Origin of the sequence: Pedobacter antarcticus, from assembly GCF_900112985.1 — a bacterium.
Classification (GTDB): domain Bacteria; phylum Bacteroidota; class Bacteroidia; order Sphingobacteriales; family Sphingobacteriaceae; genus Pedobacter; species Pedobacter antarcticus.
Window position 1 is genome coordinate 193,397 of sequence record NZ_FONS01000002.1, and the last position, 23,027, is coordinate 216,423.

Annotated in this window: 19 protein-coding genes and 1 pseudogene; 7 read left to right on the forward strand and 13 right to left on the reverse strand. The window is 41.5% G+C overall.

Annotated elements, in window-relative coordinates; translation table 11 throughout:
• Positions 1-5: 5 nt before the first annotated feature.
• Together BM192_RS05900 and BM192_RS05905 are read right to left on the reverse strand one after the other, a co-directional pair.
• Positions 6-1,181, reverse strand: coding sequence for a hypothetical protein (locus tag BM192_RS05900; RefSeq protein WP_037437595.1), 1,176 nt, complete (start codon positions 1,179-1,181; stop codon positions 6-8).
• A complete protein-coding gene (locus BM192_RS05905) occupies positions 1,181-2,149 on the reverse strand; it encodes a DUF2157 domain-containing protein (RefSeq protein WP_037437627.1) in 969 nt (322 codons plus the stop codon). Before BM192_RS05905 ends, BM192_RS05900 begins: the two co-directional genes overlap by 1 nt.
• A 103-nt stretch (positions 2,150-2,252) precedes the next feature.
• Here BM192_RS05905 and htpG point away from each other — a divergent pair, with 103 nt between their 5' ends.
• On the forward strand, positions 2,253-4,142 hold the full coding sequence (gene htpG, locus BM192_RS05910; RefSeq protein WP_201771340.1) for a molecular chaperone HtpG: 1,890 nt from the start codon (positions 2,253-2,255) through the stop codon (positions 4,140-4,142).
• A 283-nt stretch (positions 4,143-4,425) separates the two neighbouring features.
• On the opposite strand, the gene BM192_RS05915 is transcribed toward htpG, so the two are convergent.
• Entirely contained in the window at positions 4,426-6,534 is a 2,109-nt protein-coding gene (locus tag BM192_RS05915; protein ID WP_074963925.1) for a S9 family peptidase, read from the reverse strand.
• Between the two features lie 43 nt (positions 6,535-6,577).
• Here BM192_RS05915 and BM192_RS05920 point away from each other — a divergent pair, with 43 nt between their 5' ends.
• Both BM192_RS05920 and BM192_RS05925 read left to right on the forward strand, forming a co-directional pair.
• Positions 6,578-7,120, forward strand: coding sequence for a TlpA family protein disulfide reductase (locus BM192_RS05920; protein WP_051759441.1), 543 nt, complete (start codon positions 6,578-6,580; stop codon positions 7,118-7,120).
• A 144-nt stretch (positions 7,121-7,264) separates the two neighbouring features.
• On the forward strand, positions 7,265-7,558 hold the full coding sequence (locus tag BM192_RS05925; protein ID WP_051759440.1) for a hypothetical protein: 294 nt from the start codon (positions 7,265-7,267) through the stop codon (positions 7,556-7,558).
• 2 nt (positions 7,559-7,560) lie between these two features.
• Here the strand turns inward: BM192_RS05925 and BM192_RS05930 are convergent.
• Positions 7,561-9,099, reverse strand: a pseudogene (locus BM192_RS05930) (YifB family Mg chelatase-like AAA ATPase).
• A gap of 117 nt (positions 9,100-9,216) precedes the next feature.
• On the reverse strand, positions 9,217-10,557 hold the full coding sequence (gene ffh, locus BM192_RS05935; RefSeq protein ID WP_037437594.1) for a signal recognition particle protein: 1,341 nt from the start codon (positions 10,555-10,557) through the stop codon (positions 9,217-9,219).
• A 455-nt stretch (positions 10,558-11,012) separates the two neighbouring features.
• On the opposite strand from ffh, the gene BM192_RS05945 reads away from it, so the two are divergent.
• Positions 11,013-13,448 carry a DUF5916 domain-containing protein gene (locus tag BM192_RS05945; RefSeq protein WP_037437593.1) on the forward strand — a complete coding sequence of 812 codons (2,436 nt, stop codon included), beginning with the start codon at positions 11,013-11,015 and terminating at the stop codon, positions 13,446-13,448.
• On the opposite strand, the gene BM192_RS05950 is transcribed toward BM192_RS05945, so the two are convergent.
• Genes BM192_RS05950 through ruvX form a run of 7 tightly spaced genes read right to left on the reverse strand, consistent with a single transcriptional unit; the run spans position 13,449 to position 18,315 of the window.
• Positions 13,449-14,504: a DUF3078 domain-containing protein gene (locus tag BM192_RS05950; protein ID WP_037437592.1), complete on the reverse strand. Its 1,056-nt coding sequence runs from the start codon at positions 14,502-14,504 to the stop codon at positions 13,449-13,451.
• A gap of 25 nt (positions 14,505-14,529) precedes the next feature.
• Positions 14,530-14,871, reverse strand: coding sequence for a hypothetical protein (locus BM192_RS05955; RefSeq protein ID WP_037437591.1), 342 nt, complete (start codon positions 14,869-14,871; stop codon positions 14,530-14,532).
• Positions 14,868-15,671, reverse strand: coding sequence for a hypothetical protein (locus tag BM192_RS05960; RefSeq protein WP_234797512.1), 804 nt, complete (start codon positions 15,669-15,671; stop codon positions 14,868-14,870). Before BM192_RS05960 ends, BM192_RS05955 begins: the two co-directional genes overlap by 4 nt.
• Entirely contained in the window at positions 15,671-16,507 is an 837-nt protein-coding gene (locus BM192_RS05965; protein ID WP_037437590.1) for a glucosaminidase domain-containing protein, read from the reverse strand. Before BM192_RS05965 ends, BM192_RS05960 begins: the two co-directional genes overlap by 1 nt.
• A gap of 34 nt (positions 16,508-16,541) precedes the next feature.
• Positions 16,542-17,252, reverse strand: a complete 711-nt coding sequence (locus tag BM192_RS05970) for a glucosaminidase domain and LysM peptidoglycan-binding domain-containing protein (RefSeq protein WP_051759438.1) — start codon at positions 17,250-17,252, stop codon at positions 16,542-16,544.
• A gap of 2 nt (positions 17,253-17,254) precedes the next feature.
• Positions 17,255-17,890, reverse strand: a complete 636-nt coding sequence (locus BM192_RS05975; protein WP_037437589.1) for an O-methyltransferase — start codon at positions 17,888-17,890, stop codon at positions 17,255-17,257.
• 8 nt (positions 17,891-17,898) lie between these two features.
• Complete coding sequence (gene ruvX / locus BM192_RS05980; protein WP_037437588.1) at positions 17,899-18,315, reverse strand: Holliday junction resolvase RuvX; 417 nt, start codon at positions 18,313-18,315, stop codon at positions 17,899-17,901.
• A 39-nt stretch (positions 18,316-18,354) separates the two neighbouring features.
• On the opposite strand from ruvX, the gene BM192_RS05985 reads away from it, so the two are divergent.
• The 3 genes from BM192_RS05985 to BM192_RS05995 are packed head-to-tail and all read left to right on the forward strand — an operon-like array spanning position 18,355 to position 21,393.
• Positions 18,355-19,503, forward strand: a complete 1,149-nt coding sequence (locus BM192_RS05985; protein WP_037437581.1) for a DNA polymerase III subunit — start codon at positions 18,355-18,357, stop codon at positions 19,501-19,503.
• 2 nt (positions 19,504-19,505) lie between these two features.
• Positions 19,506-20,933, forward strand: coding sequence for a PSP1 domain-containing protein (locus BM192_RS05990; RefSeq protein WP_074963927.1), 1,428 nt, complete (start codon positions 19,506-19,508; stop codon positions 20,931-20,933).
• The gene (locus tag BM192_RS05995) at positions 20,920-21,393 is read left to right on the forward strand and encodes a gliding motility lipoprotein GldH (RefSeq protein ID WP_037437579.1); all 474 of its coding nucleotides are present in this window, start codon (positions 20,920-20,922) and stop codon (positions 21,391-21,393) included. The genes BM192_RS05990 and BM192_RS05995 overlap by 14 nt, the downstream gene beginning before the upstream one ends.
• Here BM192_RS05995 and BM192_RS06000 read toward each other — a convergent pair.
• Positions 21,385-22,689 (reverse strand): UDP-N-acetylmuramoyl-tripeptide--D-alanyl-D-alanine ligase, encoded by a 1,305-nt coding sequence (locus BM192_RS06000; RefSeq protein WP_037437578.1) that lies wholly within the window; start codon positions 22,687-22,689, stop codon positions 21,385-21,387. The genes BM192_RS05995 and BM192_RS06000 overlap by 9 nt on opposite strands.
• Between the last annotated feature and the right edge of the window lie 338 nt (positions 22,690-23,027).

A 23,027-nucleotide genomic window follows, 5' to 3' on the forward strand; every position in this document is an offset into this window, starting at 1 on the left:
AGGATCTAAAAATCTGAAGAAGAACCACCTCCTCCGAAATTGCCACCGCCGAATCGATCTGGTAAGTGCTGTTTTTGTTGAGGTAAAGTGGCCGAGATGATAATAGAATCGACCCGCTCCTGATCCGTGTTATTCTGTGGAAAAGGAACCTGACCGGCCAACCCGTATCTCGGGTTTTTGAGCCACTTTAGCAGTCGCCAGCTGAGTAATAGCAGTAATGCACCGGCACCGCTCAGCAGGTATTCAAAAGGGACTAAAGTGTCGTAGTATTTAAAGGTAAGACCGGCTGCAGTTAGTAGAATTATCCCTGAATTCAGAAGCATCCGAGAATGTTTCTTTAGGGCATAGCCAATACACACTAATGGAAAAACAAATGTCCAGACCCAGAAAAAATACGGGAGCGGGACCTGAAATGTAGTACCAGAGAGTTCTTTTCCGGTCTGGTCTGCGACGTAGTAATTAAAAGCGAGTCCGGCGGTAAACACAGCGAACTGTATCAGAACAGCTAAACATGAACTGTACAACGTTAAAATAGCTTTCATCTTTGTATTCAGAACCAGATAGCAGAGTGACGCAGCAAAAAACAATGCACCAAAAGGTATGAGTAAAATACCGGAAGGATTCAGGATATGCAGTGCAGTTAAAAATGCCATCAAAAGTGCGGAAGCGGAAATTATTGTCATTAACGGGCTTGCGAACCGGATGACATACCATAAGCTGATTACAGCGGTCGACAGCGACGCAAATAAATACCACGCGGAGGGTGACCAGCTCTGCGTATTGATTTCGTGCAGCCAAAGGACTCCGGTGAGCAAAAATCCAGAGGAAAGGAGAGTCAGTGCATCATCTGTACCCGCCTGATAATGCTGATATTTTTTACAAAGTTTTTCCAGCGCAAGATAACAAAGAAGGCCGAAGAGAAGCAGGGCATAAGGTAAATTTTTGTCACGCATCAATCCCCCAAAAAGTAGTGAGAGCAGCGCGCTACTTGCAAATACAATTACCACGGTTAAAAGAAAAAGGCCCGCCCGGACTAAAAAGGTGGGTATATAGAAGGTAACCGGATGGGCTTTGGCTATGGCACCGATCTCGGCAGCGGTAATACCTGTATATGCTGCTTCATCTTGTATCTGCTGAATCAATTGCAGATTTTTAACGCTTTCTGAAGGATAGACGATCATTACTGTTTGAGTTTTTTATGCAGTTGATAAATATGACGGGCAAGTAGCACTGGAGAGATGATAAACCAAAGTATAAACAAGTAAGGGTCACTACTGAGGTGGATCCATTTTAACGAGTCCATATATAATATGCTAGCTGCAATATAGGCGTAAAACAGCTGGATCAGGATCAGGTAAAATGATTGCTCCCTTTTACCGTTTTTATATAGCAAAGCGGCTGAGAATATCGTCAGTAGCAGATAAATCCAATTATAACTTCCGGAATAAGCGAACCATGCAGTGAGCATACTCAAGTGCAGAATATGCGAGCCGAAATGGAGGTAAATAAATTTGAAATGAGGTTTTATCCTGAACCATTCACTTAAATACGCTGCAGTGATAAGTAATAACGCTAAAGAAACGTAGGTCCAGATTAATGGGCTTTCATTAATTCTGGTCAGGCCGAATAGCACCTGAGGAGAAACAGATACGCCCATCCAGAGGGCCAGATTCGTAATTGCCATACCCAGTACACCTTGGTGATCAAAACGATAAGCCATGAAAAATAAGATTACTGTAGGAATAAAAGTGGCCAGTCCATACCGCGTACCAAAAAAATCATACTGAAATTGCAGGTAGGCCAGTAAGCTAAGCAAACTCACGCAACCGAACAGTAAGATATAATCCGCAGCAACGTTAGTTGAGTTTTGCTTTTCCTGCTGATATGGGGACTGGTTTTTAAATGTATACCAAAAACAACCAGCTGTGATCGCTGTAATTAAGGCTAAAATTACCTGGTGTCCGATACTGTCCAGGTTTTGATAAATAAGAATGCCGAGACCTGTGCTTAACATAAGAATACCCGCATACAGTATCATCCTGATTTCCCGGTGCAGGGAAAAAACCGGTTTTTCCTGGAGCTGTATCACCCGGTTAAGTGTCTCTGCAGAAATAAGACCGGCCGCATATAATTTCTGGTACTTCTTCATGTAAGCAATATAAATTTTTTTATTCAACTGTCAATTTGACAAGGCTTAACAAATTGGAATATCCCTTGATGATAGGCTATTGTACTTAAAAATGAGTTAACATATGAGCATAGAAGAAAAAGGTAGTATTTCTATACACACCGAGAACATTTTTCCAATTATTAAGAAATTCCTGTACTCAGACAACGAGATTTTCCTCCGTGAGCTGGTTTCTAATGCGGTTGATGCGGTACAAAAGATTAAAAGACTAGCTGCTTTGGGGCAATATAATGGCGAACTGGGAGATCCCCTGGTTGAAGTTGCGCTTGATGAGGAGAAAAAGACCATCACAATTAGTGATAATGGTCTGGGAATGACAGCAGAAGAAATTAAAAAATATATTAATCAGGTTGCATTTTCTGGTGCAAGCGAATTTGTTGAGAAGTTCAAAGACGCGAAAGATGCTAATGAAATCATTGGTAAATTCGGGTTAGGTTTTTACTCTGCATTTATGGTTGCCGACCTGGTAGAAATTCAGACTTTATCTTTCCAGGAGGGTGCTGAGCCTGCTAAGTGGGTATGTGACGGTAGTACTTCTTATGAGATTTCTGCTGGAACACGGACTACGCGTGGAACAGATATTATCCTGCATATCAATTCAGAATCTGAAGAATTTCTGAGTAAAGGAAAATTGAATGAAATCCTTGATAAATATGGTAAGTTTCTTCCGGTGCCAATTAAATTTGGGACAGAAACTCAGAGTTTACCTGATGGTGAAGATGAGGAAGGCAAGCCAAAAACAAAAGAGGTTGAGACGGATCATATCATTAACACCACGGCTCCTTTATGGACCAAGGCACCTGCAGATTTGTCAGACCAGGATTATCTGGACTTCTATAAACAACTTTATCCTTTCGCTGAGGACCCTCTTTTCTGGATTCACCTCAATGTGGATTATCCGTTTAATCTTACTGGCGTATTGTACTTCCCGAAAGTGAAGAATGATTTCGATATGCAGCGGAATAAAATCAAATTGTTTAGCCGTCAGGTATTTATTACTGATGAAGTTAAAGATATCGTACCTGAATTCCTGATGTTATTGCATGGGGTGATTGATTCACCTGATATTCCGTTGAATGTTTCCAGAAGTTTCCTTCAGGCAGACAGCAATGTGAAAAAAATCAATAGCTATATCACCAAAAAAGTTGCAGATAAATTGGCTGAACTTTTCAATAAAGACCGAAAGTCTTATGAAGAAAAATGGAGCGATATCGGCCTGTTTGTAAAATATGGTATGGTAAGCGAAGAGAAGTTCTACGACAAAGCCAAAGATTTCGCTTTATTAACGAATACAAAAGAAGAAAACTTTACTCTTGACGAATATCGCGACAAGGTTAAAGACGCACAGACAGATAAAAATGGTCAGTTGGTTTATATTTATACGACTGAACCGGCTAAACAAGATAGTTTCATCCAGGCTGCCAATAAAAAGGGATATGATGTTTTATTGATGAACTCAGCCATTGACACACATTTTGTGAGTTCTCTGGAACACAAACTGGAAAAGACAGCTTTAAAACGTGTAGATTCAAGCGTAGCAAGTAAATTAATCGAAACAGATGAGGCTGTCGAATCTGTATTAACAGAAGAGCAGTCTGCAACGGTAAAGTCCGTTTTCGAGAAAGCAATTGTTAAACCTGGTTTCACGGTTGAAATTGTTGGTTTAAATCCAGATGAATTCCCTGTAACTGTTACTATGGATGAATTTATGCGTCGCATGAAAGAAATGGCGCAAATGGGTGGTGGTATGAGTTTCTATGGCAATATGCCGGACAGCTACAAAGTGGCAATCAATGGAAACCATAAACTGGTAAACCGTATTTTGCAATCTACCGATGCCGCTGAGCAAAACGCGTTAGCTAAACAAGCTGTTGACCTGGCATTATTGTCTCAGGGAATGCTTACCGGTGCAGAGTTGACAGATTTTGTAAACCGTAGTGTTGAGCTGATCTAAGCTGCGCTGAATAAAATTAAAAGGGGGTCACGTTATTTGTAAAAAATAACGTGACCCCCTTTTTTGTGCCCGGTTTTCCTGTTATTTAACCTTGATTTCCGGCTCAGTTTAATTATCGGCGGAAGATAAAGTATGTTTCTTTATTGTAACAAACAGCCTTCGAACTATGTTCAATGGTCGTTCATATTTCCTCCAATATCGAATGAACAAACAATGAAGGAACTATGAAGAAACAGTGAACAAAGTATATAGCAAACCTTGACGAAACCAGCACATGATTCGGTTAATCTTTGGTTAAATTTGTAAATCCTTCCAGGGACAACAAGAAAGCGTAATTGAGGGCGATATCTTTAAGATAATCAAACCTTCCTGAGGCACCGCCGTGCCCAAAATCCATGTCCGTTTTTAATAGAAGCAATTGATTGCCCGTTTTAAGTGCCCTCAGTTTAGCGACCCATTTTGCGGGTTCAAAATATTGGACCTGACTGTCATGGAGACCAGTTGTAATCAACATATTAGGATAATCCTGTTTTTTTATATTTTCATAAGGTGAGTAACTTTTCATATACCGGTAAGCCTGTTCTTCATTTGGGTTACCCCATTCATCATATTCGTTTGTAGTCAGCGGGATGGTCTCATCCAGCATTGTGTTAACAACATCTACAAAAGGAACCTGCGCTATAATTCCATTCCAGAGGCCGGGATCCATATTGCTTATTGCACCCATCAGCAGACCGCCTGCACTTCCTCCCTGAGCATACAGATGGCTGCGGCTGGTGTACTTTCTTTCAACCAGATATTTACCGCAGGAGATGAAATCGGTGAACGTATTCATTTTTTGCATCGTTCTTCCCTGCTCATACCAGTGCCGGCCCATTTCCTGTCCACCGCGAATATGGGCAATGGCAAAAATGAACCCGCGGTTAAGCAGGCTTAGCGTAGATGACGAAAAGGAAGCATCAATACTATGTCCGTAGGAGCCGTAAGCATAAAGTAGCATAGGTGCCTTCCCGTCTTTTTTTAAACCGTTTTTATAAACGATTGAAACTGGAATTTCAGTACCGTCTGCTGCCAAGGCAAACACCCTTTCTGAAGTATAATGATCGGAGTTAAAATCTGCTCCTGCAGTTTGTTGTTTCAATAAAGTCTTTGATCCGCTACTGATCTCATAATCATAAACTGACATGGGCGTCTTCATTGATGTATAATATAAACGGAGTTTCCTGCTCTGGAAATCTGGGTTAGCGCCTATTCCGGCCATATAAGCAGGCTCAGAAAATGCAATAGTCTGATTTTCTTTTCCGTTTTGCATCAGGCTTATTTTGATCAGGCCTTGCTTCCTTTCTGCGATAGCAATAAAGTTTTCGAACTCTGAAATATCCTCCAGCAGCACATCGCTACGGTGAGGAATAACATCTTTCCAGGCGGAAATATCTGTTGTATCGAGACCGCATTCCATCAGCCGGAAATTAGGGGCCTCCCAGTTAGTTAAAATCAAAAATCTGTCTTTCAGTGGATGAACCTGATACAATACTTCTGGTACCCTGGGCTGAAAGCATCTTATTTCCTGCTGTGGCTGGTCGGCTGGAATTGTATAGACTACTGATGAAAGAGTGGCAGAGGAATAAATCAGGATATAATCTCCGGATTTAGACTTTTCTACGCCGATATAATTTGCAGGATCTTTCTCTTCATACACAGTAATATCCTCCAGGACATCATTTCCCAGCTGATGCCTCCTGATTTTTTCACTGAGTAATGTCTCCTGATTATTTTCCGTGTAAAAAAGCGTTTGATTATTCGCTGCCCAAACTGGGTCTCCTGCGGTATTAGGGATCTGGTCTGCAAGAGTTTCGCCTGTTGTTAGATCTTTAACACAGATGGTATATTGCCTTCTGGAGACTTTGTCTGTCGCATAGGCCAGTAAACAGTTGTCCGGACTCACGGTAAAGCCCTTCGCTGAATAATAGGGTTGGTCTTTGGCGAGTTCATCTATATCCAGTAGAATCTCTTCTGGAGCTTCGAGACTACCTTTCTTCCGGCAATATTTATAATACTGCTGTCCTGTCTCTGTGCGGGTATAATAGAAATAACCGTTTTTGAAAACGGGTACTGACTCATCTTTTTCTTGTATCCGTGCCTTCATTTCATGGAACAGTTCTTCCTGCAGGTGGTTGGTATGCGCCAACTGCTGCTCCAGATATTTGTTCTCCTGTTCGAGGTATGAAATTACAGCATCGCTTTGCGGACCTTTTTTAAAATAATCTATCATCCAATAATAGTCATCTGGAATTTGTTCCCCATGGATGTCGCGGATATGCGAAATTACTTTTGCCTGTGGGGGCTTTATATAAGGATAATTGTCTTTTTCTATTTTGGTATCTTTGTTCATCAGGCTAAAGCTAATAGTTTAATCACAAAATTTAATAAAGCCTATGACTCCTTACATCCGTCAGACTAAATGTCTGATCTTTTTCGTCCTGCTCCTGGCTGGGATGACTACAAATGCTGGTTCGGAAAGAAGCTTATCGCTGGAATATCAAAATTCCGGAATGGAAGATCCACTTGCAGGAATTCAGTTCAGGGGTGTCGATGGTAAAAAAATAGATCTCGGTGATCTGCGCGGAAAGGTGGTGTTCCTTAACTTCTGGGCAAGCTGGTGCCTGCCTTGTCTGGTGGAATTTCCTGCGATAAAGAAATTATATCAGCATTATAAGGACGATCCTGAGGTGGTTTTTATTTTCGTCGATGCTGACGGGGATCTGGAAAAAGCTGCCCGCTTCATGCAGAAAAGGAAATACATGTTGCCAGCCTTCCGTTCGGAGACAGCGGTTCCGGATGTGCTTTTTAAGGGGGCTTTACCAACAACCGTCGTTTTGGACAAGAGGGGAAGGATTTCCTATAACCAGTCAGGTGCAGCGAATTACGGGGACCCGCGTTTTATTGCATTTATCAAGGATTTGAAAGCTGCAAAATAAGTGTATTCCTCTATGAATAATGTTTTCCTCAGTTGAGGAGAGACTGATAAATCTTTTTTATATGCAAGGCAATTGTATTGTACATAAAAAGGAATTTATCTAAGTTTGACGCCTGAAAGTACATTCAGCAAAAAAACAAGAATTATGCAGGAACCTTTTGATTTAACAATCGGAGAAACAGATTATGCCATATTTCCTGAGGGGAATGATAATTATATAGTTTATAAAGACGGTAAGGAATATTTGCAGATTCAGAAGGATACAGAATCTCAGTGGTTGAAACTTGATCCGGAAACGGCGTTACCTCTTTTTGAGGAAGATGCAGAGGTCAATGCTATCGGTGCAGCGATCAATGATTACGTTCCGGAGCCGGAAGAAGAAGAGGACGCAGAGGAAGAGGAAGCAGAAGAAGACTGGGATACTGAAGACGAATTATAAGCTCAGGAACCCCATCCTGACCGGTCGAGGCTTCTGTAGCGGATAGCCTCGGCCAGATGTGCTGGTTGTATGGCTATAGCGTTTTCCAGGTCGGCAATAGTTCTGGAAACTTTAAGAATCCTGTCATAGGCTCTGGCAGACAGTCCTAATTGCTCCATCGCATTTCTGATCAATTGTTTACTGACGGGGTCCAGCTTGCAGTGTTGCCGTACGATCCGATCAGGCATCTGCGCATTGCAAAATATACGATGGTCCTGCTCAAAGCGCTTTTCCTGGATTTTACGGGCAAAGATTACTCGTTTTCTGATGTCCAAGCTCTTTTCTTCAGGTTCCTGACTGCTTAAATCTTTAAAATCTACCGGAGTAACCTCCAGATGCAAATCTATTCTGTCTAAAAGTGGTCCGGATATTCTGCTCAGGTATTTTTGTACCTGCGAAGAGGTACAATGGCAGGTTTTCTCCGGATGGTTAAAATAACCGCAGGGACATGGGTTCATAGCGGCAATGAGCATAAAACCTGCGGGATAAACGACTGTCTGCCTGGCTCGGGAGATGGTTACCATTCTGTCTTCAAGCGGCTGCCGCATTACTTCTAATACACTTCTCCGAAATTCAGGTAATTCATCAAGGAACAATACACCATGGTGGGCCAGTGAAATTTCACCTGGCTGCGGATTGCTTCCTCCTCCTGCAAGCGCAACATCTGATATGCTATGATGCGGATTACGGAATGGACGGGCTGTAAGCATAGCTGTGCCGGTATGAAGTTTACCCGCAACAGAATGAATCTTCGTGGTTTCCAGTGCTTCCTGCAGGCTCAAAGGTGGCAGAATCCCGGGCAATCTTTTGGCAAGCATTGTTTTACCGGATCCAGGCGGACCAATTAGAATTAGATTATGGCCGCCTGCAGCAGCGATCTCTATGGCTCTTTTCATGCCTTGCTGCCCTCTTACATCTGCAAAGTCTTCAGCTATTGAAACTTGCTGTTGATTAAGGAGTGCGTTGACGTTAACTTTTACGGGCTCCTGTCTTTCCGGATATTTGAAAAATTCAGCTATCTCTTTCAGGTTTTTCAGGCCGTATACTTGCAGCTCTCCGACCACCGCTGCTTCTGCGGCATTTTCCAAAGGAAGCAGAAGCGTAGTGAAACCAGCATGTCGGGCCTGTAATGCCATTGATAGGGCGCCCTTTAAAGGGTGAATGCTGCCGTCAAGAGAGAGTTCGCCCGCAATAACGATCTTATCCGGGTTGGGAACCTCTAATTGACCTTAAGAGGTTAATATGCCTATAGCCAGCGGCAGATCATAAGCTGTCCCTTCTTTGCGGATGTCCGCGGGCGAGAGATTAACAACAATTTTCTGCCGGGGCATACGGTATCCTGAACTCTGCAATGCGCTTTCAATTCTCTTGAGGCTCTCTTTTACTGCATTATCTGGTAAACCAACAATATGATATTTATTGCCACTGCCAATATGGACTTCTATGGTAATGGTGAGGGCATCGACGCCAGAAACTGCACAGGTGTAAGTCTTGGTCAGCATAAATCAATAGGTTCAGCTGCCAATGTATTATGCTTTAAACAAATGCTGTTAGTTTTAATAAAAAAGGGGCAGAATCTTTAAGATCCGGCCCCTTTCAATAGGATTCTAAAAAAACATTTACATTCTGCCTTGTGGCATCTTTGGCATATTGCGCATCATCTTTGCTGCAGCAGCTGGATTTGAGAACTGCTTCATTACTTTACGCATATCCTCAAATTGTTTAATCAGTTTGGTTACTTCTTCAATTTTATTTCCTGAGCCTTTAGCTATGCGTAATCTTCTGCTTTGCTGAATGCTGTCTGGGTTTTCTCTTTCGTATTTGGTCATAGACTGGATAATTGCCTCCACATTTTTGAAAGCGTCATCTTCTATCTCCACGTTTTTCATCATTTTGCTGACCCCTGGAATCATACCCATCAGATCCTTCATATTACCCATTTTCTTGATCTGCTGAATCTGGTTGTAGAAGTCATTAAAGTCAAATTTATTTTTACGGATTTTCTTCTGAAGTTCTGCTGCTTCTTTTTCGTCAAACTGCTCCTGAGCACGCTCAACAAGGGAAACGACGTCACCCATGCCTAGAATACGCGAAGCCATCCTGTCCGGATAGAATACATCCAGGGCTTCCATTTTTTCTCCTGTACCTACAAACTTAATCGGTTTGTTAACAACAGATTTAATGGATAATGCTGCGCCACCCCTGGTATCACCATCCAGCTTAGTAAGGACAACTCCTGTAAAATCTAAACGGTCATTAAATGCTTTTGCAGTATTAACCGCATCCTGTCCGGTCATGGCATCAACTACGAACAGGATTTCATGCGGTTTTGTATGCAGTTTTACATCTGAAATCTCATTCATCATTTCTTCGTCGATAGCCAGACGGCCCGCCGTGTCAATGATAATAACATTGTGATTTTCTTTCTTTCCTTTATCTATACCCTCCATTGCAATTGCAACGGGGTCTTTTGATTCTAAATTTGCATAAACCGGAACCCCAATCTGTTCTCCAAGAATCTGTAACTGATCGATCGCCGCTGGGCGATAAACGTCGCCAGCAACCAGTAAAGGTTTTTTTCCTTTTGATTTCAGGTAATTTGCGAGCTTTCCGGAGAATGTAGTTTTACCTGCTCCGTTCAAACCTGCAATCAGAATGATGGTTGGATTAGTTTTAAGGTCAAGTTCCGTAACTTCCCCACCCATCAGCGCGGTCAGCTCGTCATTCATGACTTTAGTTAATAACTGACCAGGGGAAACAGCAGTCAGTACATTCAGACCAAGTGCTTTTTCTTTGACGTCATCTGTAAAGCTTTTGGCTGTTTTATAATTTACGTCGGCATCCAGCAAAGCTTTACGAATTTCCTTCATGGTCTCTGCCACGTTGATTTCTGAAATGCTTCCCTGTCCTTTGAGAACTTTAAATGCCCGGTCTAGTTTATCCTGTAAATTTTCAAACATTTTTGTTTAACCTTAGTGTTCACGTTTTTGTAAGCCACAAAGTTATTAAATTACACTGAAAGACTGAGCTCCTGTTTGAAATTTATCTTGCCGTGCTGCTGTGCTTTCTCTCAGCTGCGTCTGCGCCAAATTTATTGGGATGAAATGCCATCCCTTCAAAATTTGTACTTGCCTCGCGTGAGACAAATCTGGAGCAGCCCTGACAATTCAAATTAAACGGAGCTGCTCCTGTTTGAAATTTATCTTGCCGTGCTGCTGTGCTTTCTCTCAGCTGCGTCTGCGCCAAATTTATTGGGATGAAATGCCATCCCTTCAAAATTTGTACTTGCCTCGCGTGAGACAAATCTGGAGCAGCCCTGACAATTCAAATTAAACGGAGCTGCTCCTGTTTGAAATTTATCTTGCCGTGCTGCAACTATTTAGTTTCGGCTCCGTCTTATAGAAAATTCGCTCTCATGAAATTAATGCTGCTCAGCCTGCTTTGTTCTTTCGCCATTTGTACGGTGTCTGCCCAAAGTCTACCCATTAAACGGAAACTACAGGCTACTCGTACTATAGCAGCGCCCCGGATCGACGGCGATTTGGCTGACGAGGCCTGGAAACAGGTGATACCCGCTTCGGAATTTATCGAAAACAGGCCGGTACCCGGAAGGAAAGAGCAGCATGACAGACGCACAGAGGTGCGAATGATCTATGATGATCATGCCGTCTACATAGCGGCAAGAATGTACGATCATCCGGATAGTATTGCTCATGAGCTTGTTAACCGTGATAATATCGGTAACGCAGATTTCATAGGGATTATCTTTGACACATTTATGGACGGCATGAATGGAAATGGCTTTTATGTCACTGCCGCAGGTGTTCAGTTTGATGCTAAGTATTCACAGAATGGAGATGAGGATTCTAACTGGAATGCAGTTTGGGAGAGCAAGGTTAAGCGTGATGAAACCGGTTGGAGTGCGGAAATCAGAATTCCTTACGCAGCTTTGAGGTTCTCAGGAAAAGACGTGCAGAGCTGGGGCGTTAATTTTAACCGTAAAAGGCAGAAGGCAAATCAGCAGCTTTTTTGGAATGAAGTTGATCCTAAAGTCAGTGGGTTCATCAATCAGGCGGGTCTATGGGAGGGAATTAAAGGGATTAAACCCGGGCTCCGGTTATCTTTCTCTCCATATCTTTCGACCTACCTGAAGCATTATCCTTTTAATACACCCAATGTTAAAAATACCGTAATGGCTTTTAATGGAGGAATGGATGTAAAATATGGCATAAACCAAAGTTTTACACTGGATATGACGCTGATTCCGGACTTCGGACAGATCCAATCTGATAACAGGATTCTGAACCTGACCCCCTTTGAAGTGAAATTCGATGAGAGAAGGCAATTCTTTACCGAAGGGACAGAATTGTTCAATAAAGGGGATCTGTTTTATTCGAAAAGAATTGGATCTATTCCTTCTTATTTTAAAGATGTATCGGGAGATCTTCGGGATGGGGAAAAGATAATCAAGTCGCCACTGGAGGCTAAAGTTTTAAATGCAACTAAAATTTCGGGTAGAACAGCTGGCGGCCTGGGAATAGGACTGTTTAATGCAATCACAAGTAGCATGAAGACTTTGGTTGAGGACGAGCAGGGTAATCAGCGGGAGTTAGAAAGTCAGCCTTTAACAAACTACAATGTTTTTGTGCTGGATCAGTCATTAAAAAATAACAGTTCCATCACGCTGATTAATACCAATGTACTGCGCCGGGGAAATGCCCACGATGCAAATGTGTCTGCATTTTTATTCAACCTGAATGATAAAGCTAACCGCTACTTTGTAAATGGTGCGGCTAAAATGAGCTTGCTTACCGGCGTCGGCGATGAAAATAGCAGAAAAGGGTTCAATACAGAGCTTAAGTTTGGTAAAAAGAGTGGTACCTGGACCTGGTTCTATCTGCAGAAAATTGCAGACGCAAAATTTGATCCGTCCGATATGGGCTTCTTTACAAACAATAACTTTTTTGATCAGCAATTCAATTATGGTTATCAGGTTTACAAACCTAGCTCCTGGTATAATAAGTGGGAGGCATGGAGTAATCTCAGATATTCGCGCTTGTATAAGCCAGGATCTTACCAGAATTTCGGAGTTGACGGAAACTACTATGTTGAGTTTAAAAATTTCTGGTCTGTAGAAACTAATTTTGACTGGCAGCGTAAGGGGCAGGATTTCTATGAGTCGCGAAATGCAGGAAGGGTGTTTCAGACCGGAGAGAATTACGGTGTTAAAGTGTATGTAAATCCTAATAAAGCGAAAGCGTATAATTTCGGTGGAAATGTAGGTTACAGGAAAAATTTACTGTTGAATGGAAAAGCTTATGATGCATTTTTATTTCAAAACTTCAGACTGAATGATAAGATTTCCTTTGGACTGGACATAGATTACCAGCCTCGGTTTAATTATGCAGGCTGGGTGCAGAACAGCGGGAGTAATATTATTTTTTCATCTTATGACAGGCACACGATGGAAAATTCGATTGATGCAAAATATAGTTTCAATAACCTGATGGGGATTACACTGGTGGTGCGACACTACTGGTCTGACCGTAGAAATAAATCATTTTATACTTTGGACACTAATGGCAGTTTGATTCCTTTAACGGGCGAACCACCAGCGGGCACTAACCGGGTCTATAATGTTTTCAATGCTGACCTCATCTATCAGTGGCAGTTTGCACCAGGGAGCGAGCTGAGTGTCGCCTATAAAAATTCTGCTGAAGGATATGAAGAGCTATACCGGAAGAAATATACAAGAAACCTCGACGCTATCCTTTCCGGACCACAGAATAATAGTCTTTCGGTAAAAGTCCTGTACTATCTGGATTACCTGGATCTGAAGAAAAAGAGATAGTTATCTCGGGAAAACAAACATCAGGCCCATAGCCAGGGTTTGACTTCCCTGAATTTTAAGGTCAGTATCTTTATCATACAAACCCACACCGGTTAAGGAGACATTCATGAAACGGTTGATCTTAGCTGTAAGCGCAACGTCCAGCCGGTGATCTATTTGCCCGAAGTCATCATATGGAATAAATAAGGCATAACGGGTTTTCAGGTTCACATTATGGAAAATGTCTTTATCGAATGCTGTAACAACCTGAAAGGCGAGATCATTTTTAAAGCTCTTATTATAAGCAATACCATAATTGTCTGTTTTGCCTGCATTCTCTATGTTTTCTGGTGTTTCATTTGGATTGGCTGCAATTGCCCTAGCTCTTTTTGCCGCATTTAAAGTCTCATTGTCCAATACAAATGTCTGTCTCGCGGTACCGGTACCTATTCTGGTGGAAAAAAACTTGCTTGGTTTGTATTCAAAACCTATTGATTGGGTCAGGTAACCTGGAGACATGAATTTGGAGATCAGGGTAGGCGTTTCTACATTATTGATAGTTGAATAAGAGAAGCCATTGTCAAACTGAGATTCAAAAGTAAGGGAACCGAAGAAATACCAGTTTTTAGACAACTGGAAGGCTGCTTTATTATCCCAGAAAATTCTGTCATTAGTTTTCTTTTGTAATTGATCACGGTTTTTGATCTTTCCGTACTGCAGATTTAATTCTGTTACATAGCTATAGTTCTCTTTAACGTACTCTGCTTTGTAATTAACCAATCCTCCTACGGCCAGCGAGTTTACCCCACCTCCTTTCCAGTTATTACTAAATGAAGACTGATTGACATTAATGCCAATAGCTGTAGTTGTTTTCCAATAGTTGACTTTTGAGCTGATGACGACCGGACTGATGTCTACAGGTCTGAAATCTATAATACCATTCAGAACCGGTAAAGGGCTCCGTTTGAGTTTAAGATCATAGTTTTTAATATTGACAGGTACAGAATCTACGTCCTGCGCTTGAACCTGTGCTGAAACTGCAAACAAAATAAACAGACATCCGAAAATAGTTCTCATCGTTACAAAGAAAAGAAAAATGTTCCTATTGATGCCTAGAATTGAATAAAAATTTCAGCCATGCATAGCTTTTCCTCACTTTCAGGTAGTTGAAATTCTGTTCATTAGCATAGGCTTCCTGTTCAAAGCAGCTTTGTCTGTAGGCCTGATCATGGTTTCCTGACTTTGCAAGATTAATCAGATAAAAGATCAAGTACAGTAAATAGAAAGGTAGAATTAATAATTCCAGTTGTTGTCTGAAATGAATCATTTCATGATTGATTAACAGAGGGTTATCAATTTGGTTCCGCGATTTAAACAGTATGAAAGGATAGATCGCCATCGCTGTCGCAGGAAGCGGCCTGAAAACTATTTTCCAATATTTCATGGGTTTGCATTCAGTTGCACCTTCAATAAGGGAGGCAGGCGTAAAGCTTTAGGATTCCTTTTATAGGTGCTATAATTATTCTTCAGAAAAACAATAAACGCATAGTCCGATGCAGCGAGTACAAAGTCATAGCTCGGGCGGTATTGCTGCATAAAATCTGTGAGCTCATAATCTTTAATTCTCAGTGCGCGGCTTACGAAGGCCGGATTAAACCGGTAGTCTATAATTTCCTCTTTATAATCGCGCTCCAGAATAGCCTGCAAGTGTCTGGCGTTTCGTCCTTTACGGCTTAAGAGATTATAAATGGCGTCAATTCCCAGACCTACACCGCGAGAGCTCAGGTTAAGCAGGTCTTTAGAGCTCCCCAGGTCTGTCGCATACTTGTATGCCCTGGTATTTTGCTCATGCCGTTGCTTTGGTGTCAGTGCGCTGCCTATAATGGAGACCTCCCGTAGTTGTACGGCAAGTGGTTTTAACTGAAAGAAAATAGTCTTCGTTCCTTTATAAACAAGTGTATCAATACCATACCCCTGTAAAGCAGCAAACAGTGTGTCCCCAACTACAGCCTGAGTCGAAAATTCTCCCTTCTGGTTGTTATATATTCCTTCGTCGTTATGGGAATTATATATATATACTTTAGCGAGTCGTTGCTTTGATTCATTATCTACCACAAAGCCCTGGACAGGTTTTATTTGTGCGTTAGCAACCATCCCTGCCCATAGAATAAGCGTAAGCAGCAGCAGTATTTTCATGCCGGTAAAATTACCTGTATTATAATCCATACCTGCAGAAAATAACATTATTTAACAACAACCAGCTTCTGTCCGATCTTAATTCCTTCGTCATTCAGATTATTCAACGCTTTCAATTCGTCGACGGTCATATTAAATCTTTTTGCAATGTTATAAAGGGTATCACCTTTTTCCACGGTATAGTTAGGCTCTGTTGTGTTAATTATCTGTTTTGAAGGGGGCTGTGCTACTGGCTGGAATTTTTTGGTTTCTTTTGGAATGTTAGCATTGATCTCCGTAAATACCCGGTCTTCTCTTCTGATTTTTTCAGGCTCAGATTCCGGCTGATCATACTGGTGCAGCTGATATTTTTCAATCAGGTTGATGAGCATCTCGGGATATCGTGGATTTGTTGCATAACCAGCCTGTTTCAGGCCCTTTGCCCAGTTAACATAATCATTTTTGTCCAGTTCGAACAAAGCACTGTACCTTTTACGCTTCAGAAATTCGGAGTGATCTTTATAGGATTCCCTCGCGTCTTTATAAACACGGAAACAGTCGTTACTTTTATCATCGTCTTTATAGTATGCCTTCCCTTTCCATTCAGATGTACACTTAATACCAAAATGATTATTGGCAAATTTAGCTAAGCTACTGTTACCGCTGCCGGACTCAATGATACCTTGTGCCAGAGTAATGCTGGCAGGGACACCATATGTATTCATTTCTTCGATGGCTACGCCTTTAAATGCAGCGATATAACTGAGCGTAGTGTAGTCTTTGAAGTTTGCATTTGCTTTACTTGCCTCTTTTTCAATCTGTTTATTATTACGGTGATATTTTCTGGTTTTACAGCCGGAAAAGATAAGCAAGGTTATAGTTAGCGATAAAAGTAATTTTTTCATCAAGTATGTTTTGTTTTCAATGGTGCAGGTGTCATTAAATTCTAAGCTTCTGGCCAGGTTTCAGTGCTGATTTTTTTAATCCATTTCTTTTCATCAGTGCCTTCGCAGTTGTACATCTTGAAAGCGCAATCCTATTGAGATTATCTCCTTTTTTTACGGTGTACATTTTACTGTTGCTGCGGTTATTTCTGGTGCGTTTTTTAGCCGTATAGCTTTTCTTTTTAAGAACCGGGGCAACTTTTACCGGCTCGACATAGTCTGCTGGTCTATCGTCATACTGATACAGCTGGTACTTATTTATAATCGCTATTACCTGATTAGCCCAGGTACGGCTGCTTGCATAGCCACCTCTTTGTATACCTCTTGCCCAGCCTGCATAATCATACTGATCATAAAGATCAAATAATCTGCTGAATGAGGATCTGTTTTGAAGCACCTCGACGAAATTAGTATAAGAGTCTGCAGCGGTTCCATAATCTTTATAAGAGGAATTGATCGCAGTATTACTATTGGAGCCTTTAATGCCGAAGTGATTATTCAGATGGCGGGCAACTTTACTTTTACCGGCTGCTGATTCATGGATTGCCACCGCAAGTATAACGCTGGCGGGGACTTCATATTCGCGCATAAGTTCCTGTGCGTAATCTGTGTGTTCGTCTACATAGTCCTGAATGGACTGGCTTCTGACAGTAACTGCTGTAATCAACAGGCAGCATAGGGTCAGTAATAAACTTTTTTTAATCATTTTTATTTTTTTCTGATTATAAACAAGCCGTCACGTACGGGAAGAATGAGTTTCTCTATCCTGGGATCGGCTGCTATTTTATCATTAAAAGCACTGATGTTTCTGGTATCCTTATCCTGTTGGTTCGTCAGTACTTTACCGCTCCAAAGGACATTATCTACTATAATCAGACCTCCGGGTCTCAACCGGTCAAAAACGAGGTCATAGTAAGTTCCGTTATTTTTTTTATCTGCGTCTATAAAGACGAGATCAAATGTTTCGTCTATTTCAGAAAGACTTTTACTGGCATCTCCGAGAATGTATTGAATGGAACCAGTATAACCAGCTTCTTCAAAATATTCCCTTACACGGTCTTCCAGTTCTTCATTAATATCAAGAGTATATAAAATTCCGTCATCGGTCAGGCCTTCTGCAAGGCACAATGTTGCATAGCCGGTAAAAGTTCCGATTTCAAGGATTCTGCGTGGATTCACCAATTTACTGAGCATACTGAGTACGCGGCCCTGATAGTGCCCGGAAAGCATTCTCGGCATTAATACCTTAAGATTGGTTTCCCGGTCTATCCGCTGTAATAAAGCAGATTCTGGTTCGCAGAATTGAAGTAATAGCTGGCTTAAGTCTTCTTGTATCAGGCTCATAAGTTGGTTTATAAACGGTGTTCCTCCATGAAATATTGTAAAATGATCGTGGCGGCTATCGTATCGACCCGTTCTTTATTTCGGCGGTCTTGTTTTTTAAGGCCACTTTGCATGATCGCCTGCTGAGCTATTTTTGAGGTAAACCTTTCGTCAACCCGGTATTGCGGGATTAGCGGGAAGTTCTTTTTAAGAATAGTGGTAAAGCCTTTGACATGCTGAGCAGATTCCGACGGGGTACCGTCCATTTGTTTCGGTTCGCCAATCACAAATGCTTCTACAGCTTCTGTCAATAGGTATTTATGGAGATATTCGACGATATCTTTAGGGTGCACAGTATCTAGCCCTGTCGCAATAATTTGCAGGGGATCGGTAACGGCAATACCTATTCTTTTGGTGCCATAATCAAATGCGATAATACGGGACATAGCTGCAAAGATTGTTATAAATTTACTATTTTGCACCAAATGCAGTTCAAAGACATCGTAGGACAACAGGAAATTAAGCAGCAATTGATACAGACTGTCACTGAAAACAGGATGAGTCATGCCCAGTTATTTCTGTCTCCGGAGGGGAGTGGTTCTTTGGCGCTGGCTATTGCCTATGCTCAGTATATCAATTGTTTAGATAAATCTGACACTGATAGTTGCGGTGTCTGCAGCTCCTGCAGAAAGTACGAAAGGTATATTCATCCGGATCTTCATTTTTCTTATCCGTTTTTTGCGTCGAAAGATGTGCGGGTTGCAACAGATGTACTCGATGAATGGAGAACAATGCTGCTGGAAGATCCATATGTAAACCTTGATCTCTGGCGATCGCGTCTGAACGCGGAAAACAAACAGGCGAATATTAATATCGCAGAATGCCATGATATCATCAAAAAATTAAGTTTCAAAGCTTTTGAGGCAGAAACCAAGGTTTTAATTATCTGGTTACCCGAATTTTTAGAAAAAGAGGGGAATTCTTTGCTGAAAATTATTGAAGAACCAACACCTCATACTTTATTCGTTCTGGTTGCACACAATCAGGAACAAATTTTATCGACCTTATTATCGAGGACTCAGATTGTGAAGATACCTAAACTGCCTTCGGCAACTGTGGTTGAGCATCTGTGTACTCATTATAACCTGGACAGAGATATTGCGGCTACCTACAGTTTTCTTGCAGATGGAAACTTGATAGAGGCGAAATCAATGGTTATTCACCAGCAGAATGATAATGCAGTTCTGTTTTCTGAATGGCTGCGGATGGGCTATGGTAACAAGGTACCTGATCTAATTAGTTTTGTGGAACAGGCCGCAGGCTGGGGAAGGGAAAATCAGAAAAATTTCCTAAAATACGGGATCAGTTTTCTTAGAGAATGCAGTTTGCTGCTCAGTGGTGCCGAAGCTTTAGTTAAATTACCGGAAAATGTTTTGGAAACGGCGAAGAAGCTCAGTGAAAAAGTTTTGGACCTAACAATGGCTGAAGCTATCATTGAGGTGCTTGAGCAGGCCCATTATCATATTGAAAGGAACGCTAATCCTAAAATACTATTTTTAGATGTATCTTTACAACTGGTAAAAATTATCAAATTTAAAACGCTCCCGAAAGGGACTCAATATATATACAATTAGTTATGGGATGTGGAAGTTGTTCTACTGGTGGCGGTTGCGCCCCTTCCGGCTGCAAAAGTAATGGCTCATGCCTTACAGGAGGCTGCCAGAAAATGGAAGTATACGATTGGCTGTCCAACCTGGACATGCCCTCAAATTATAAACCTTTTCAGGTTATCGAAGTAAAGTTTAAAGGCGCGAGAAAAGAGTTTTATCTGAATAATGATAATATTTATCTTGAAATAGGTGAACTTATCGCGGTAGAGGGATCTACCGGCGGGTATGATATCGGACACGTTTCCTTAACCGGTGAGCTGGTCAGAATGCAAATGAAAAGGCGTAAAACACCTCTTGATCAGGTAACCAGAAAGATTTACAGGAAGGCGACTGAAGCTGACGTCGAAAAGTGGAAAATCGCGAAGGATCTGGAGTGGGAAACTATGCATAAGGCCAGAACGCTTGCGCTGGATCTGCGCCTGTCTATGAAGATTAGTGATGTTGATTATCAGGGAGATAAAACAAAGGCGACTTTCTTTTATACAGCAGAAGGTCGTGTAGATTTTCGTGAACTGATCAAAAAAATGGCAGAAACTTTCCGTATCCGCATAGAGATGCGTCAAATTGGTATGCGTCAGGAAGCAGGCCGTTTAGGTGGTATCGGTTCTTGCGGAAGGGAGTTGTGCTGTTCTACATGGCTTACAAACTTTAAAACCGTTTCTACTGCTGCTGCCAGATATCAAAATCTTTCTCTGAATACCTTAAAGCTTGCCGGACAATGTGGTAAGTTGAAATGTTGCCTCAATTATGAATTGGATACTTATCTGGATGCTTTAAAGGATATTCCGGATCGTGTGGAGAATCTGCAGACTGAGATTGGTACCGCAAGGCACCAAAAAACCGACATTTTCAAGAAAATCATGTGGTTCTGCTATCCGAATCAGGAAGACTGGATCCCGCTTAAAGTGGATCGGGTTAAAGAGATTATGGCCATGAATAAAAAAGGTCAGAAACCAAATAATCTGAAAGATGAGGCTGTTGAATTAGCTGCGGCAGTATTGGTGGAAAAAATACCGGATTATGAGAATGTGGTTGGTCAGGATAGTTTAACACGTCTGGATGACAAGCCGAAAAATAAAAACAACAGAAATAATAATAAGAATAAGCAAGCTACGGCGCCGAAAGGTGAACGCCCTGTAAAAGGACCGCTACCTGCAGGTAAAAAGCCAGCACAACCGGCAAAAACCGCTGAAAATCGTAATGCTGAGAACAAAAGCACGGAGAATAGGAAACCGGCAGAGAATCGTAAACCTGCAGAACCTAAAAAAATAACTGAAGCTGTGCAAGCAGAAGATGGAACGGTAGCAAAGTCTGCCGGAAACAGGAATAACCGCAACAGGAATAACCGAAGAAGGAACAAAGCAACGGATAAACCTAAAAATGAAGATCAATAACTGGTTTTTTTGCTTGTTTGCAGGGTTGCTATTTTCTATCGTGAGCGGGTGCCATACGGATAACCTGGTTGATACGAATGAAAGGCTGCCTGAACGCAACTGGAGTTATGTGAAAAAGATAAAAGCTATTGCCGCGATAAAGGATCCGGCAATAGCCTATAATATACGCTTCAAATTAAGAATTACAGCGGATTACAGCTATTCGAATATCTATATACTGATGCATCTGACGGGGCCCGATCATAAAAAAGTGACCCGCAGGTACGAATACCGTCTCGCAGAGAAAGATGGACGTTGGCGAGGGACCGGTTCCGGTAACCTTTATACTTATGAACTTCCTTTATTAACGGATTATCATTTTGCCCAGACTGGTAATTACACAATCGAGATTGAACAGAATATGCGCGACAATCCTCTTAAAGAGATAAGTGACGCCGGTATTAGTGTCTCTTTAAAATAATGGCAGCAGCTTTTCGAGCGCCATTCCTCTAGAACCTTTTAAAAGAATGAGACTTTCTGACTCTGGATTTGCTGTAAGCCACCGGACTGCTTCTTCTGGTGTTTTAAAATAGTGATTTTCGGGAGTGGTGTTATCTGCATTATAAAACATCTGCCCAATAAATATGACTTGACTGAATCCTGCAGTAGTTGCCAGTTTCGCGATACGCAGGTGCTGTTCGGTTGATTCATTACCTAGCTCGAACATATCTCCCAGAATTGCTGTCTTTTTGCTGGCATCCATAGTTTTCAGGTTCTGGATTGCAGCCTCCATACTGCTTGGGTTGGCATTATAAAAATCGCAAATCACAGTGTTCGTTCCTGTCTTTAATAATTGAGACCGGTTATTTACTGGAGTATAACCAGATAATCCCATGTTAATTTGTGCTGGCTCCAGGCCGAATGTTGTTCCTATTATAATAGCTGCGAGTATATTCTCAAAATTATAGGCGCCGGTCAATTGCGTTTGTACTTTATAATCAGAGCCTTCTTTTTGCCAAGCTAAAGCAAGGGTGGGGGCTGACTGAGTTAATTTTCCAGAGATCAGATTACCCTCTTTTTGGCCATAACTAATTATTTCTTCAAGACCGTTCCGCTGAGCCATTTCTGTGATTTCGGGATTGTCCTGATTAATAAAGGCAATTCCATCATGAGCTTTAAGGTAGCCGAATAATTCTGCTTTTCCCTTTTTAACACCTTCAAAGCCACCAAATCCATCTAGATGCGCCATTCCAATATTAGTGATGAGGCCGTGGGTTGGCTGAGCAATCTCACATAAAAATGCAATCTCTTGCTGGTGGTTCGCACCCATTTCTATAACTGCAATTTCGGTATCCGGTTTTATTGCGAGTAAAGATAGCGGAACCCCAATATGGTTATTCAGGTTTCCACTGGTTGCAAATGTTTGGTATTTAACCTGCAGTACTGCTCTGATCAATTCTTTTGTAGTCGTTTTTCCATTACTCCCCGTTAATCCAATCACTGGTATATTTAAATGGCTGCGGTGAAGTTTGGCTAAATCCTGTAGTGTTTGCAGAACGTCGGGCACTAATATGTATTGTGCGGTGAGCTGATAGGCGGGTTCATCTATAATTGCATACGCTGCCCCTTGCTCCAGCGCTTTAGCTGCAAAGTCATTTGCATTGAATTTATCTCCTTTTAACGCAAAAAACAGGCAGCCTGGAGTTATTCTCCTGGTGTCTGTGCAAATTTCAGGGTGAGAAAGGTAATGCTGATAAAGGACTTCAAGCTGTGACATTCGTTATGTAATTTGAAGGAGTAAAATTACATTATGGATTAGCAAGTCAAAATTATTCGTGATTTTTGTTCGTTTATTTTAATTATTTCCAGTCTAATTACCCGAATGAAATCCGTTAACTCTGTAATAGTTAGGAGATATCGGATAATAACGCAACTGATAGGTACAGTTGGTAAAGAAATCGACGAATTATTTGAAAACAATCTAAATAGATCCGGTTTTTGTAAAAACTTAGTCATAGAAAAGTCATTATTAAATCTGCGATAATCGAACTATGCGAAACCGGCAGTTGAAATGGTCTATATTTACCTTATTATTAACTAAACAATTAACTAAAT